The sequence below is a fragment of the [Brevibacterium] flavum genome (assembly GCF_019317305.1).
In the GTDB taxonomy this organism is placed as follows: Bacteria; Actinomycetota; Actinomycetes; order Mycobacteriales; family Mycobacteriaceae; genus Corynebacterium; species Corynebacterium glutamicum.
On sequence record NZ_CP079240.1, the window covers coordinates 3266798 to 3280622 of the forward strand.

The following is a 13825-nucleotide window of genomic DNA, read 5'->3' on the forward strand; positions in this document are numbered from 1 at the left end:
GGGATGGCCTGTGTGTTCGCTGTTAGGCTTCCTCAAAATCTTTAACGAACAACGAAGAGCTTGCCCGAGAGTATCTTGGGTCGCATGGACACTGAGTTTGATCTCATTGTTGTTGGTTTCGGCAAAGCAGGCAAGACTATCGCGATGAAACGCTCGGCAGCGGGGGACAGGGTCGCACTGATTGAGCAGAGTCCACAGATGTATGGCGGTACCTGCATCAATGTAGGTTGCATCCCCACGAAGAAGTTGTTGTTTGAGACTGCAACGGGCAAGGATTTCCCGGATGCGGTTGTGGCGCGTGATCAGTTGATTGGCAAGCTGAATGCCAAGAATCTTGCGATGGCCACAGACAAGGGTGTCACCGTCATTGATGGAAAAGCTACGTTAACAGCTAGCCACGAAATCACAGTAACTGCAGGTAGTGACACTCTTGTGCTGTATGCGCCAACGATTGTGATCAACACGGGCTCCACGCCGGTCATCCCCAATGTCCCAGGCACCGACAATCCGCATGTTTTTGATTCCACTGGCATTCAGCACATTTCGCCCCTGCCGAAGCACCTCGCGATCATCGGTGGTGGCCCAATCGGCCTGGAGTTCGCCACGCTTTTTAGCGGCCAAGGCTCCAAGGTAACCATCATCGACCGTGGCGAATTACCGCTGAAAAATTTCGACAGGGAAGTGGCGGAGCTGGCCAAAACCGATCTAGAGGCCCGCGGAATTACTTTCCTCAACAACGCTGAACTCACCGGTTTCAGCGGCGATCTCACCATCGCACTTCAAGACCGCGACATCGACGCCGACGCAGCCCTTATTGCCATCGGCCGACGCCCGGCCACCGACGGGCTCGGCCTTGAACAGGCAGGCATCAAAACAGGCACGCGTGGGGAGGTGCTTGTCGACGCCCACCTCCGGACCAACATCGACGGCATCTTCGCTGTAGGCGATGTCAATGGCGGCCCGCAGTTTACCTACGTGTCCTACGATGACCACCGCATTGTGCTGGATCAACTAGCCGGACCTGGTGAGAAATCCACCGAACACAGACTGATCCCCACCACCACATTTATCGAACCGCCGTTGTCCACCATCGGTGACAACACTGAAGGGGAAAATGTGGTGGTGAAAAAGGCCTTGATTGCAGATATGCCGATCGTTCCCCGACCAAAGATTATTAACCAACCTCACGGTATGGTGAAGTTTTTCGTCGACAAGCAATCTGATGCGCTGCTCGGCGCGACCTTGTACTGCGCCGACTCCCAGGAGCTCATCAACACCGTGGCGCTTGCCATGTGGCATGGCGTCACCGCCTCCGAGCTTGGCGACGGCATCTACACCCATCCCGCAACCTCGGAGATCTTCAACCAATTATTGGGCAGTTAACGCAGCGGATCGAACGGCTTGATGATCGGGTTGGTATTGCCTGTAGCCATCAGCTCCGCCAAATACTTACCGGTGGCAGGGCCCAGCACCACACCCCACATGCCGTGACCACCGGCAACGTAAATGTTCTCCGCCTTGGTCTGCCCAATCAACGGACGCCCATCCGGAGTGACCGGGCGGGAACCCACCCACTCATCCTTGCGATCGTTGAAATCAATACCTCTCATAACCTTCTTCGCCTGCGAAACAATCGCATCCACCCGGCCCTGCTGGAACGGCTCATCCGGACCGCGGAACTCCATGGTGCCCGCAATGCGGAAACGGCCCTCATACGGCGTGCAGGCCATGCGGTGGTGGGGAAGGTACACAGAATGCTTGGCAGGAATATCCGTTGCAACAGAGAAGGAATAGCCACGACCAGCCTGAACAAGAGTTTTCACACCGTATTCACGCGTTAGACCCGGCAGCCAGGCACCCGTTGCCACAACCACCTTGTCCGCTTCTTCACGGCTACCATCCGCCAAAATGACCGCGGGACGATCACCCTTCGCCACATGCACAACTTCTGCCCCGGCGCGGATCACGCCACCACGCTTCACCACAGCATCCGCCAATGACTGCACGTATGGACCCGGCTCGATGAAACGCTGGCCTTCCAAACGGTAAGCCACCTGAATTTGCTCATTCAGCATCGGCGCCAACTCTTGTGGATTCTCCAGTCGAGACATCTCCACTTTCTGGCCATACCTGATCACACCATCAATTTCCTTACGGAAACCCGCCGATTGGCTCTCTTCCTCAAAACCAATAACAAATGGACCTTCATGGGTGAGGCCTTCCACGCCACCGATCGACAGCTCATCAAAAGCTTCGAGCGCGACCTTATCGATCTCTGTGAGATCCGCCATTGTGGAATCCCACTTGCTTTGAAAAGCCTGCGCCATAAATTGCGCCAAGAAAAGCCACAGTTTGGGATCCACACGAAGTGGCATATGCATCGGCGACACCGGATTGAACAGCTCTTTCGGACCATACGTCCAAAGCCCCGGCTCCGACAACGGAATAGTTTTCGCCGGCGCTAACCAACCAGCATTACCCCACGAAGAACCTGCAGCGACACCATCCCGATCAAGGACGCTCACCTCGAACCCGTGCTCCTGTAAATGCCAGGCGGTGGCAAGACCCACTATGCCGGCTCCAACAACAATGACTTTTCCAGACGAACTCATGAAACCCTCCTGAGGGTGGGGTGGACTCCTAGTGCCCCCAGTATTCATGAGTTCGTACTTAAATGTGTTGGTTTGGAAATTCCTATGGGGTTATTTCTTGCGGCCTTTCAAAACTAGCCAGCTGGCAAACGCAGCGAACGCCAAAATGAGTGCGACGATAGCGCCAACAATGAGCGGGGAGATTCCAGTGCTGCTTTCCTCAGTTGCGGTATTTTGAGCTGGCTCATCTGGTTGAGTGCTTGGGCTAGAGGATTCTGAGGTGGTTGCAGAAACCTTTTCAAACACTGGGCCTGGCTCTGCATCACCAAAAGCATCCGCTGCTAAGCGATAACGAAGGGGAAAAGACTGCTGGTTGCTGGCATCTCTGATTGTACTGCCACTGAGATCGTCATAGTGCACAACGAGGTAGTAATCGCCTTCAAACGTAAACGTGCTGGTGGCCTTAGAAGTAGTGCCAAATCCGCCTTCATTAGGGAACATATTCAGGTAAGTCAGCGGAACTGGCGCTGCAAAATACTCACTGGCACCTGCCCGAGGCGCAACGTCCGTCCACATATCGACTCCAGCATTTTGCCGTGTTGGCGAATACACTGCAACACCCAATTTGTCCGTCACTCCAGGATCATCTTGTGCCGTGTTTTCTACAACTTCCACAAAGCCATGCAGCTGCTGACCAGTTGCCATAGGCAGGCGATAAACGTGATTTTCACCAGGTACGATCTCTGCTTCAACACCTTCACCTGGAGTTAGCTCCGTAGCGTTGGTAAACCAAGATCCGCCAGTGGTGGGTGCCCATGTTTGTACTGCGGCCACATCGAGATCTGGGATTTCACGCTGTTGATCACCGAGTGGAAGCCCTGACGTATCCGCGTGATTAAGGCGCTTTACCACGATCTCAACAGGTAATTCTTCTTCCCAATTGAAAGGCTGGCCTCTGGTGATTGCGAGAACCAGTTCATCGGTATCGCACTTATCTCCAATCACATCTGACTCCACACTGGCAACCAAAGGCCGCGCACCGTAATTATCAAGAATTTGGTCATTGCTGATCGAACGATGACAGGTTTGATCTTGTTCATCTCCGAAAAGCAGTTCATTCCTAATGCTCAGGTAGTCGTTCCCGAGTCCAAAAGTCACTGGTGCAACATACGAGGTGGTTACCTGCACACGTTCATAATCTTCAACGGGAATGGACCAGTACTGAGTTACTTCGCCGTCTTTATTATCTAGTGCTGGAAGATCGGCTTTGAACAATTCCACATCATCTGGAATCGGAGTTGGGCTTGTTTGGCTGCTGTTGCCATCGATTTGTTCCAGGTCTGATTCATAGCCCACTGCAGTGCGGGTGGCTGCTCGCTTCAGTTCTGCCACAAGCGAATCCGCATCGCTCGCATCCGCATAGGTACCGTTTCCGGCCTGCGCGATGCATTCCAATTCCGCGCGAGCAGACTCATCGACGTTGAATCCAACAGTGTTAATCACCAGATCAACACCCTGGTCAGCCAATTCTGCAGCAACCTCACACACTGGAGGGGGCGTACACGTTGCAATGCCATCAGAGACCAATACGATGGTGCCAGATTGGCCTTCAGGCAATTCTGCTGCAGCCTTGCGCAAGGACTCACCAATCGGCGTATAGCCCTGCGGTTGGAGGCTATCAATGTGTTGTTTAAGCTGCTCAGCCTGCCCATTAGTTGGCCCGCGGACGACGGTGATGTCCTGGCAACCGGCTTCATAATCTTCTGGTGTTTCACCAGTGTTTCCGCCGTAGGTCACCAAACCTAAGTCGAGGGTTCCAGCGAGCTCATCAATAAACTGATTCGTAGCCTCTTTGGCGGCATCTGACCTGCTTTGCCCACCAGCATCTGGAGTCACCATCGATCCCGAGCTATCCAACACCAGCATCGTGGGAACTCCGCGGGATGTAGATTCTGTTTGCGCATTCGCGGTGGAGGGCACACTTAAAACTATGAGAAGAATACTTGTTATTACGGCAAGGAATATCGTTTGCCGTTGTCTGGTGAATTATCCAGCTAGGTGCACAATGAACACTCTCTCAGTCGTCGAGCAGAAAAATGGACTACCGTCAGCATTTTCAGCGGGAGGTCAGTTTCTTTGAGAATTACACAGCGATCGCAGCAAATACCGATCTTGGTAATTCAAACTAACAGCTTTCTGAGAAGTTCGACCTCTGAGTAAACAACTTTTTGACAACAATGTTCTTATTTATGAGTGTGAAGGCTCTAGCGTGATTGTGGTCCGGTTCTGTTGTCAGAATGGCCAAGGGCTCAATGTAACGCTAACGCCCCCTCAAAGACTGGTAGGGACTATTAAATTCCCCTCTCTGGATAAATAAGAGCTCTATTTCGGTTTTGCACGGTGTTGGCGCAAAGTAATCCTCCACACAATTACTTGATACGGGAACTAATTCGGGAGCATTCACCGTTATAAGAAGTATGACTACAGTTACCCAAGACGTACTAACACTTGACGAAGACGCACAAAACCTTCTTTTCCGTGAGGCTCGCACCGCAAATGCATTCACCGAAGAGCCTGTCACCGATGAGCAGATCGAGGCCATCTTCGACCTAGTTAAGTGGGCACCAACCGCAATGAACTCCCAGCCTCTGCGCGTGGTAATTGTTCGTTCCGAAGAAGCCAAAGCTCGCCTCGTGCCATTGATGGCAGAAGGCAACCAGGCCAAGGTTGCTGCAGCTCCTGCGGTCGCACTTCTTGCAGCCGACATCGACTTCCACGAAGAAATGCCAAAGCTTTTCCCACACTTCCCAGGTGCACGCGACATGTTCGATGCTGACGAGGCTTCACGCGCTTCCTCCGCAGAACTCAATGCTGGCCTTCAGATCGGATACGCCATCATCGGTATCCGCGCAGCAGGTCTCGCCGCTGGCCCAATGACCGGCATGGATGCAGACGCTATCTCCAAGGAGTTCTTCCCAGACGGCCGCCACCGCGTTCTGGTTGCCATCAACATGGGTAAGCCAGCTGACAATGCTTGGTACGACCGCCTGCCACGCCTTGAGCAGGACGAAGTTGTCGAGACCCTCTAGAAACCACTCTAGAAATAGCTTTAGAAAGACTTAAATAGATGCCCCGGCTAGTTACATACTGGCCGGGGCGTTTTCCATTTACACATCTGTTCGACTCGCGCCCGATTGATGTCGCATCCACATGAGAAGCTACTTCCATACTTTTACTGATTGATAAGAATGGACAAAGACAATGAACCGCACACTCCGAACACTTGGCTGGCTTGCTGCCGTAATTCAAGAAGATCCGGAGCCCTGGTTCACCACTGATCCCGACACCGATTATGTCCCTTATGTAAATAGTTTCTCATTTGAATCCCTTTCCCTCGTTCCCGATGCTCTGATGCTGCTCAAACGTTCTCTTCACCTTGCGATGGAGCAACAGGACCTCCCAGTGAAGGATCTACAAGAAGCACTGAGGCACGTACTAGTTTTCAAATTCCACTTCAGGGAAGAATGGGAGCTGGAATTAGCATGGGACTCCGAGCGGACAAGGTCTGCAGTAGAAACCATTGAATATACAAAAGACGCACTTGCCGAAGAGTACCAAGACTACAAATACGCATTCTTACCCGAGTTAGTTTTCCAGGAATCTCGTGGAATCTTTGAGTTTGAACTTGAGGGATACACACTCAAAGTAGGGCGCGGCACGCTTTCAGTCCCATGGGAGATGGTCGCTACTGGTTATATCCCCGCAAGCCTCCAAAATTTTGGAGAACTCTTGGACGCAGACACCAGAGACCTAGACGCAGATCCCCTCTTGAAACCACGGGAACTCATTTTTGAGATTCATGACTCCGAAGGTTTTGATCCTTGGATACGCCGAGAAACCTTTGATTTCATGATGGGTATCGCAACCGAAGTCGGCTGGTTTCATTCCCTCCATCCAAGCTTGAACAATATCCTTGTCTTCGACCTAGTATCCCGCATGCCTGGATTCCACATCGAGAATAATTTCCATCCCCACCCACCCAACACCTCCTGGGCAAAGCTTCAAAAAATTGCCCGAGTGGTGGAAGAAAGCGAAATTCATTCATTCAATATGGATGTTCTCGAGGCTCGATATCAAAGATTTCAAAAGTTACTCAGCCCAACGCCAGTTGAAGAACCTAGCGAGTCCAGCACATAAAAAACCGCGCCTGCCCACTACTTTAATAGCGGGCCGGCGCGGCTTTTAGGGCAATCTCAACCGAATGGGTTTACTTCACCACAAGGTTGACCATGCGGCCAGGGACAACGATCTGCTTGATCAGGTTCTTGCCGGAGATTTGCTCCTGCACCTTCTCGTCGGCAAGCGCTGCCTCGATGACCTGCTCCTGGCTGGCGTCGGCTGCAACGGTGATGCGACCGCGGACCTTGCCGTTGACCTGGACTGGCAGTTCGATTTCATCGTCGATGAGCCATTTTTCCTCAAAGGTGGGGAATGGTTCGTAGGTGACGGTGTCGTCGTGGCCGAGCTTCTTCCAGAGTTCCTCCGCGATGTGTGGTGCGACAGGGGAGACCATGACGATCAGTGGCAGGACTGCGCCAGCTGGGATGGTGTCTGGGTATGTCTTGGTCAGGTAGTTGACGTATTCGATGAGCTTGGCAACCACGGTGTTAACGCGCAAGTTGGTGTAGTCGTCGCGGACGCCTGCGATGGTGCGGTGCAGTTGCTTGTTGTCATCGTCGGTGAGGACTTCATCGCGAGTGAGCACTTCGCCGGTGTTTTCATCGACGACGAGACGCCACAGACGCTGGAGGAAACGCTGCGCACCGACGACGTCCTTGGTTGCCCATGGACGGGAGGTGTCCAAAGGTCCCATGGCCATCTCGTAAACGCGCAGGGTGTCAGCACCGAAGTTGTTGCAGATATCGTCTGGGGCAACGGCGTTCTTCAGGGACTTGCCCATCTTTCCGTATTCCTGGTTGACTTCTTCGCCCTGGTAGAAGAACTTTCCGTCCTTCTCTTCGACATCATCGGCAGGCACGTAGACGCCACGAGAATCGGTGTAGGCGAAGGCCTGGATGTAGCCCTGGTTGTACAGGCGACAGTATGGCTCCTTGGAGGAGACGTGGCCCAGGTCGAAGAGGACCTTGTGCCAGAAACGTGCGTAGAGCAGGTGGAGAACTGCGTGCTCGACGCCACCGACGTAGAGGTCTACGCCGCCTGGATCGTTTGGTCCGTGGGTTTCTGGGCGTGGGCCGGTCCAGTAGCGTTCGTTTTCGATGTTGCAGAACTGCTCATCGTTGCTTGGATCGACGTAGCGCAGCTGGTACCAGGAGGAACCTGCCCACTGTGGCATGACGTTGGTGTCGCGGGTGTACTTCTTCTTGCCGTCGCCGAGATCGAGTTCCACCTCAACCCATTCGCGGGCCTTTGCCAGCGGTGGGGAAGGCTCGGAGTCTGCGTCTTCAGGGTCGAAGGAGACAGGCTTGTAGTCCTCTACCTCTGGCAGCTCGACTGGAAGCATGGAGTCTGGCAGAGCATGTGCTTGGCCGTTTTCGTCGTAGACGATTGGGAAAGGCTCGCCCCAGTAACGCTGGCGGGCGAACAGCCAGTCGCGCAGTTTGTACTGGATGGTGCCGCGGCCAAGTTCCTTTTCTTCCAACCATTCAATGGTCTTGGCAATAGCCTCATCCTTGGCAAGGCCGTTGATGTCCAGGCCGTTGTCGTTCGCAGAGTTGACTGCTTCGCCAGATTCGGTGAAAGCAGTCTCTTCGATGTTGCCACCTGCGACAACTTCCTTGATAGGCAGACCCAAAACGGTGGCGAATTCGTAGTCGCGCTCGTCGTGAGCAGGAACCGCCATGATGGCGCCGGTGCCGTAGCCGGTCAGAACGTAGTCAGCGATGAACACTGGGATCTGATCGCCGTTGACTGGGTTGGTCGCGTAAACGCCCAGGAAGACGCCGGTCTTTTCCTTGTTTTCCTGACGCTCCAGGTCGGACTTCGCGGCGATGGAGGCGCGGTATGCAGCGACAGCTTCCGCAGGGCTCGCCTGGCCATTGGTCCAACGGGCATCAACGCCCTCGTAGGAACCAGCCTTCTCCAGCAGCACGTCGACCAGCTCATGCTCAGGTGCAAGAACCATGTAGGTCGCGCCGAACAGGGTATCTGGGCGGGTGGTAAACACGGTGACGGTTTCGCCCTCTGCACTGAAATCAACTTGAGCGCCGCGGGAACGGCCAATCCAGTTACGCTGCATGGACTTGACCTTCTCAGTCCAATCGAGCAGCTCCAGATCATCGATCAGACGATCCGAGTACGCGGTAATGCGCATCATCCACTGGGACAAATTCTTACGGAAAACAGGGAAATTGCCACGCTCGGAACGGCCGTCCGCGGTCACTTCCTCGTTTGCCAACACGGTGCCCAAGCCTGGGCACCAGTTCACGGTGGAGTTCGAGCGATAAACAAGGCGGTAGTCATCCACCGCTTTTTGCTTTTCGACGTCTCCCAGCGCGTTGTAATCCGCCCCGTCCTTAGTCTTCAGCTCGCCGGACTCCAGCAACGGAATCAGCTCACTGATGGGACGTGCCTTCTGCTGCTCTGCATCGAACCACGAATTGAAAATCTGCAGGAAGATCCACTGAGTCCACTTGTAGAACTCAGGATCCGTGGTGGCCACCGCACGACGGGAATCATGGCCAAGACCCAGCGCACCGAGCTGGCGCTTCATGTTCTCAATGTTGGCCATGGTGGTGGTGCGTGGGTGTGTACCGGTTTGGATCGCGTACTGCTCTGCTGGCAGTCCGAAGGCGTCATAGCCCAAGGTGTGCAGAACGTTCTTGCCCAGCATGCGGTTGTAGCGGGCGAAAACATCCGTTGCGATGTAACCGAGTGGGTGGCCTACGTGCAGGCCAGCTCCGGATGGGTACGGGAACATATCCTGGACAAAGAGCTTGTCCTCAGGAAGTGCTTTACCGTCCGCAGGCGCTAAATCACCCACCGGGTTGGGTGCGTTGAATGTGCCGTTGTCAGTCCAGTAATTCTGCCACTCACCTTCGATCTTGTTGGCGAGTTCCGGGGTATAACGGAACGCCAGGGGAGTGGTGCCTTCGCTCGGGTTAGTCATGGTTAAACAGTGTAGTAGGTACACGGGACATCTCATGTGTGGAGGGCAATTCTTCCTCCCCTCAATAAGTAGATAGACTTGAAGAATTATGTGGAAACCACTGCTTATCGCCGTCGGACTGCTCAGTCTTGTCTGCGGAGCAATCGGCGTTGTATTGCCAGTTATCCCCACGACTCCGTTTTTATTGTTGAGTGCTTTCTGTTTCGCACGCAGCTCAGAGCGGTTACACAACTACCTGATCTCGCACCGAATCTTTGGCGAGTACATCTCCAATTACTACAACCACGCGATGACCCCGAGGCATAAATTCCGCACACTTTTGACACTGTGGTGCGGAATCATCCTTTCCTGCATCCTCATCGGGGCAACCATTCCGTGGATCATTTTGCCGTTGATTGCCACCGGCGTGAGCATCCACATCATTCGTTTGAAGCCCCGACCAGAGGCGACTCCTACTGCGAGCTCTCCTGAAGCGGATTCAGGGTCCGAGCCACATTTTGCTGACGATCATAAGGCTTGATCGCTTCCAACAGCGTGCGCGTATCTAAATACGTCACCGACAGGTCGTAGTGGGTCTGCAAGTTGAGCCAAAACTGCGGATCGGGACCTAAATAAGCAGCTAAACGCAGTGCTGTGTCTGCTGTGATTGCACGTTTGCCGTGCACGATCTCATTAATCCTGCGTGGCGGCACTCCTATTGCCCGCGCCAAGCCGTTTTGGGACAGCCCCAAAGGCTCCATGAATTCCTCACGGAGGATCTCTCCCGGCATCACTGGCCGGTCATTGTTGTTGCGTTCGCCTGCGTCCTGCACCGGCATATCGCCCCCAGTCATTTTCTAGTTGAGATTCATTATCATAACGCTTGACAGTACAACTGTGTCGCATGGGGTACATTCAGCGTGTTAACTGCAAAATGACGCATTGCGTCATACCCTAAAATCACCTTCCCTACCCATGACGCAATACGTTATGAGTAAGGGAATCACGCCTTGGAACACCTAGTAGCGAAAGTGATTTTTACAGGTTTACATCCCGAAAACCGACCCAAAAAAATTCCGAGAAAATCCCATCCTTGATCCAGTCATGGATACGGCACCCCCCTTTTTTTAAGGTGCCTTTGAACAAGTTCCCGCCCGCGGTTTAAAATTCCCCAACCCAAAATTTTTTAGAAAAATAAGCCAAAAAGTAACCCCTCAGTTTCGCCCCTGCCACCCAAACAGAGACCAACCCACGCCAATAGTCATTTGATGGATCCCAAAGCCTTAAAACGCCAATGAAGGCCGATTTCAGTAAAAGAGATAAAAAATGACCACATTCCCGCACAGGAACATGGTCATTTAAGAATGTGTGGAAACTACAGCCAGCGCGGTGGCTCTGGAACCTCTCCAGTGGAAGAAGTGACTCCATCGGAACCGCGGCCAGCGGCGTAGCGAACAATGCCTGCAAGGCTGCCGGACACTACTACCTCGTCCTGCCCTGGGGCGGCGGGGTAGCGAGTGCTGGAGGGCTCGTCGAGAAGCACAAGTCCCTCGCCGGTTCCTTGGCTTGTCCACTTTTGTGTGATTTCTGCAGCTAAGGTGCGCAGGATGACCTCTGGGATGTCGCCAAAGGTTGCCACTGCACCGAGGTCAACTGCGTGGATCCAGACTTCGCGGGAACGCATCCACAATGTTTCACTAGCTGGGACAGTGCGTCCCTGAGCTGTCAGAACCTCGTGTGACCAAGCATCTTCAGACGTTTCACGCCAAGCCACGTCCAGGCGTGCGACGGAGTGTTCATGCAGGTTACGCAACGCATCGGGATTGAGCGTGGAACCGTAGGCAATTTCCTCGTTGCGCGCTTCTGGCGACACGTACATTGGGGTTTCCTCACCAGTATTTGCCCAGTGCATGAGGTTGCACAGTGCGATGGCGTTGTACGCCACGTGGGCAATGAGGTGGGAACGAGTCCACCCTTCTAGCAGGGAATGCTCGCCGAACTCAGCGTTGTCCACGAGGGAGAGCTGACGGGAGTAGTGGGATGTGCCCAACCTTGCCAGTGTCAGCCGCTCCTCCAGCGGAAGATCGTGGAAAGTTGTCATTTACTCAAACACCGTCTTGTTTTCAATGAAGCCGAGGCCCGCAATCTCAACCTTTACGGTTTCGCCGTCACCGATGTAGCGCTGTGGGTTACGTGCGTGGCCAACGCCGCCTGGGGTACCGGTGACAATGACGTCGCCAGCATCCAATGGGTAGATGTGGGTGATGTATTCGATGAGCTTTTCTGGGCTAAAGACCAGGTCATTGGTAGGGGTGGACTGTACCTTCTCGCCCTCGAGGTAGGTTGCCAGCTCGCCGCCGAACTCAAAAGAATCTGGGGTAGTCATCCAAGGCCCGAAGCCAGCGGACTTTTCCAAAGACTTGCCCTGGTGCCACTGTGGAGTCTTTGCAGGTGCTGCGTACTGGAAATCGCGGGTGGTGTAATCGTTCATCACTGCGTAGCCAGCGATGTACTCAGCAGCATCGGCCTGCTTGACACGGCGTGCGCGCTTGCCAATGATAACTGCCATCTCGCCTTCCCAGTCGAGAGCCTTGTTAGCCCACTCTGGAACGACAACATCATCGAAAGGTCCGATGAGCGCGTCAGGGAACTTAACAAAAAGGGTTGGGGTATCAGGGAGGTCGCGGCCCATTTCTTTAATGTGGTTGGCGTAGTTAAGGCCGACGCACACAATCTTCTTAGGTGCTGGAACTACTGCATCTAGCTCCTTGTTTTCAAAGGTCACAGCCTCACCAGCAGCGTTTTCTGCCAGCTCGCGCCAGTTGGATTCCTGGAGTAATTCACCGACGTTGGCAAAGCCCTCGATGGTGGTAGCGGTGTTTTCAGATTCAACACGAGCAGCAATGGTGGTGCCGTTGGTGCGGATTGTTGCAAGACGCATAAGTTCTAGATTCCTTCCGGAGTAAAAGTACGTGCGAGGTTAAGGGCCTCGAAAATTGGTGTATCAGAGAAGCAGAACAAGTCGACGCCGTCAGAGCCAGCGACGATATTCCACTTCTGCCACGACGGTACATTGATCACATCGCCGTGGTTAGCTTCAAAGGTTTTATCTCCAACATTGATTGTTGCGGAACCCTCAAATACCTGGAAGCAACGGTTTCCTACCTCGTGAATGGGGGTAGTGGATGCTCCTGGCCGCAGGCGGTGGAACTCTGCGCGGATGGTGGTCATGACATCGCCACCGGTAGTTGGGTTGGAAAAGCGAATCGCAGCATGTCCCGGCGCGACTGTTCCTGGGTATCCTGCTTCTTCCAATGCCAGCTGATCGTTGAGTGCTGCGTCGGTGTGCTCCCAGGCGTAGCGCCCAATTGGTGAGTAGGAAGTTTTTCCTGGGAAGGAGACTGGGCGAAGTCCTGGGTGGGCCCACAGGCGTTCTGAACGGGAGAGGTCTGGGGTGGATTCGTCAGTGAGTTTTTCGGTGCCATACTCAAAGAATCCGGTGTCCATTTGGTACGCAAATGGGATATCGAGCCCGTCTAGCCAGGCCATTGGCTCGGTAGCGATGTTGTGGTGGCCGTGGTAGTTCCAGCCTGGGGTAAGCAGGAAGTCGCCGCGTCGCATTGGTACTGGATCGCCGTTAACGACAGTCCACACGCCTTCGCCTTCGATAACAAAGCGGAATGCGTTTTGTGAGTGGCGGTGCTCTGGCGCGTTTTCACCTGGTGCGAGGTACTGAATCGCTGCCCACAGAGTAGGGGAGATGTAGGTATTGCCGTCTAAACCTGGGTTTGCCAGGCCAATGGCACGGCGTTCGCCACCGCGCCCAACTGGAACGAGTTCACCGGAGCGCTGCGCGAGCTTCAGGAGTTCCGCCCAATCCCACTTGTGTGCCACAGCTCGTGGTTCCGGGTGGTTTGGCATCAACCCACCGATTTGAGTCCACAGGGGCTTTAGATGCAGGTCATCCATGCGTTTGTACATGGTGTCCAGCTCTGCCTGCTCTTCTGGAGTTGCGGGTGGGACTTCTTGCTTGACGTGTTCAGTTGCGTAATCGTTTTTACCTGGGGCGCCCATTGTTGGAGTCCTCCTTTACGGATGTTGTAGATGCGTATGAAGGGTGTGATTGCCC

11 protein-coding genes are annotated in these 13825 nt (G+C 54.0%); 4 read left to right on the forward strand and 7 right to left on the reverse strand.

Annotated elements, in window-relative coordinates:
• Positions 1 to 84 precede the first annotated feature (84 nt).
• Positions 85 to 1383, forward strand: a complete 1299-nt coding sequence (locus KW808_RS15775) for an FAD-dependent oxidoreductase (protein WP_004567922.1) — start codon at positions 85 to 87, stop codon at positions 1381 to 1383.
• On the opposite strand, the gene KW808_RS15780 is transcribed toward KW808_RS15775, so the two are convergent.
• Together KW808_RS15780 and KW808_RS15785 are read right to left on the reverse strand one after the other, a co-directional pair.
• Positions 1380 to 2612 carry a D-amino acid dehydrogenase gene (locus KW808_RS15780; protein ID WP_004567923.1) on the reverse strand — a complete coding sequence of 411 codons (1233 nt, stop codon included), beginning with the start codon at positions 2610 to 2612 and terminating at the stop codon, positions 1380 to 1382. The two genes, KW808_RS15775 and KW808_RS15780, sit on opposite strands and share 4 nt — an antisense overlap.
• A 90-nt stretch (positions 2613 to 2702) precedes the next feature.
• Positions 2703 to 4571, reverse strand: coding sequence for a VWA domain-containing protein (locus tag KW808_RS15785; RefSeq protein ID WP_231107869.1), 1869 nt, complete (start codon positions 4569 to 4571; stop codon positions 2703 to 2705).
• 497 nt (positions 4572 to 5068) lie between these two features.
• Between KW808_RS15785 and KW808_RS15790 the strand changes: the two genes are divergently transcribed.
• Positions 5069 to 5680: a malonic semialdehyde reductase gene (locus KW808_RS15790; protein WP_004567927.1), complete on the forward strand. Its 612-nt coding sequence runs from the start codon at positions 5069 to 5071 to the stop codon at positions 5678 to 5680.
• A gap of 172 nt (positions 5681 to 5852) precedes the next feature.
• Entirely contained in the window at positions 5853 to 6788 is a 936-nt protein-coding gene (locus KW808_RS15795; protein ID WP_004567929.1) for a hypothetical protein, read from the forward strand.
• Between the two features lie 70 nt (positions 6789 to 6858).
• Here the strand turns inward: KW808_RS15795 and leuS are convergent, their stop codons facing one another.
• Positions 6859 to 9717: a leucine--tRNA ligase gene (gene leuS, locus KW808_RS15800; RefSeq protein WP_499652347.1), complete on the reverse strand. Its 2859-nt coding sequence runs from the start codon at positions 9715 to 9717 to the stop codon at positions 6859 to 6861.
• Positions 9718 to 9805: 88 nt separating this feature from the next.
• Here leuS and KW808_RS15805 point away from each other — a divergent pair, with 88 nt between their 5' ends.
• On the forward strand, positions 9806 to 10237 hold the full coding sequence (locus KW808_RS15805; protein WP_004567933.1) for a YbaN family protein: 432 nt from the start codon (positions 9806 to 9808) through the stop codon (positions 10235 to 10237).
• Here the strand turns inward: KW808_RS15805 and KW808_RS15810 are convergent.
• The 4 genes from KW808_RS15810 to KW808_RS15825 all read right to left on the reverse strand — a co-directional run bounded on the left by KW808_RS15810 (position 10170) and on the right by KW808_RS15825 (position 13770).
• Positions 10170 to 10535: a HigA family addiction module antitoxin gene (locus KW808_RS15810; RefSeq protein WP_011898106.1), complete on the reverse strand. Its 366-nt coding sequence runs from the start codon at positions 10533 to 10535 to the stop codon at positions 10170 to 10172. The genes KW808_RS15805 and KW808_RS15810 overlap by 68 nt on opposite strands.
• A 536-nt stretch (positions 10536 to 11071) precedes the next feature.
• Positions 11072 to 11797 (reverse strand): mycothiol-dependent maleylpyruvate isomerase NagL, encoded by a 726-nt coding sequence (gene nagL, locus KW808_RS15815; RefSeq protein ID WP_004567935.1) that lies wholly within the window; start codon positions 11795 to 11797, stop codon positions 11072 to 11074.
• Positions 11798 to 12637 (reverse strand): fumarylacetoacetate hydrolase family protein, encoded by an 840-nt coding sequence (locus KW808_RS15820; protein ID WP_004567937.1) that lies wholly within the window; start codon positions 12635 to 12637, stop codon positions 11798 to 11800.
• Positions 12638 to 12642: 5 nt separating this feature from the next.
• Positions 12643 to 13770 carry a cupin domain-containing protein gene (locus tag KW808_RS15825; protein ID WP_004567939.1) on the reverse strand — a complete coding sequence of 376 codons (1128 nt, stop codon included), beginning with the start codon at positions 13768 to 13770 and terminating at the stop codon, positions 12643 to 12645.
• Positions 13771 to 13825: the final 55 nt, after the last annotated feature.

Bases quoted from the DNA above. Each gene is read 5' to 3' on its own strand.
- KW808_RS15775 (WP_004567922.1), top strand. From the start codon at position 85: ATGGACACTGAGTTTGATCTCATTGTTGTTGGTTTCGGCAAAGCAGGC.
- KW808_RS15780 (WP_004567923.1), bottom strand. From the start codon at position 2,612: ATGAGTTCGTCTGGAAAAGTCATTGTTGTTGGAGCCGGCATAGTGGGT.
- KW808_RS15790 (WP_004567927.1), top strand. From the start codon at position 5,069: ATGACTACAGTTACCCAAGACGTACTAACACTTGACGAAGACGCACAA.
- KW808_RS15795 (WP_004567929.1), top strand. From the start codon at position 5,853: ATGAACCGCACACTCCGAACACTTGGCTGGCTTGCTGCCGTAATTCAA.
- leuS (WP_499652347.1), bottom strand. From the start codon at position 9,717: ATGACTAACCCGAGCGAAGGCACCACTCCCCTGGCGTTCCGTTATACC.
- KW808_RS15805 (WP_004567933.1), top strand. From the start codon at position 9,806: ATGTGGAAACCACTGCTTATCGCCGTCGGACTGCTCAGTCTTGTCTGC.
- KW808_RS15810 (WP_011898106.1), bottom strand. From the start codon at position 10,535: ATGCCGGTGCAGGACGCAGGCGAACGCAACAACAATGACCGGCCAGTG.
- nagL (WP_004567935.1), bottom strand. From the start codon at position 11,797: ATGACAACTTTCCACGATCTTCCGCTGGAGGAGCGGCTGACACTGGCA.
- KW808_RS15820 (WP_004567937.1), bottom strand. From the start codon at position 12,637: ATGCGTCTTGCAACAATCCGCACCAACGGCACCACCATTGCTGCTCGT.
- KW808_RS15825 (WP_004567939.1), bottom strand. From the start codon at position 13,770: ATGGGCGCCCCAGGTAAAAACGATTACGCAACTGAACACGTCAAGCAA.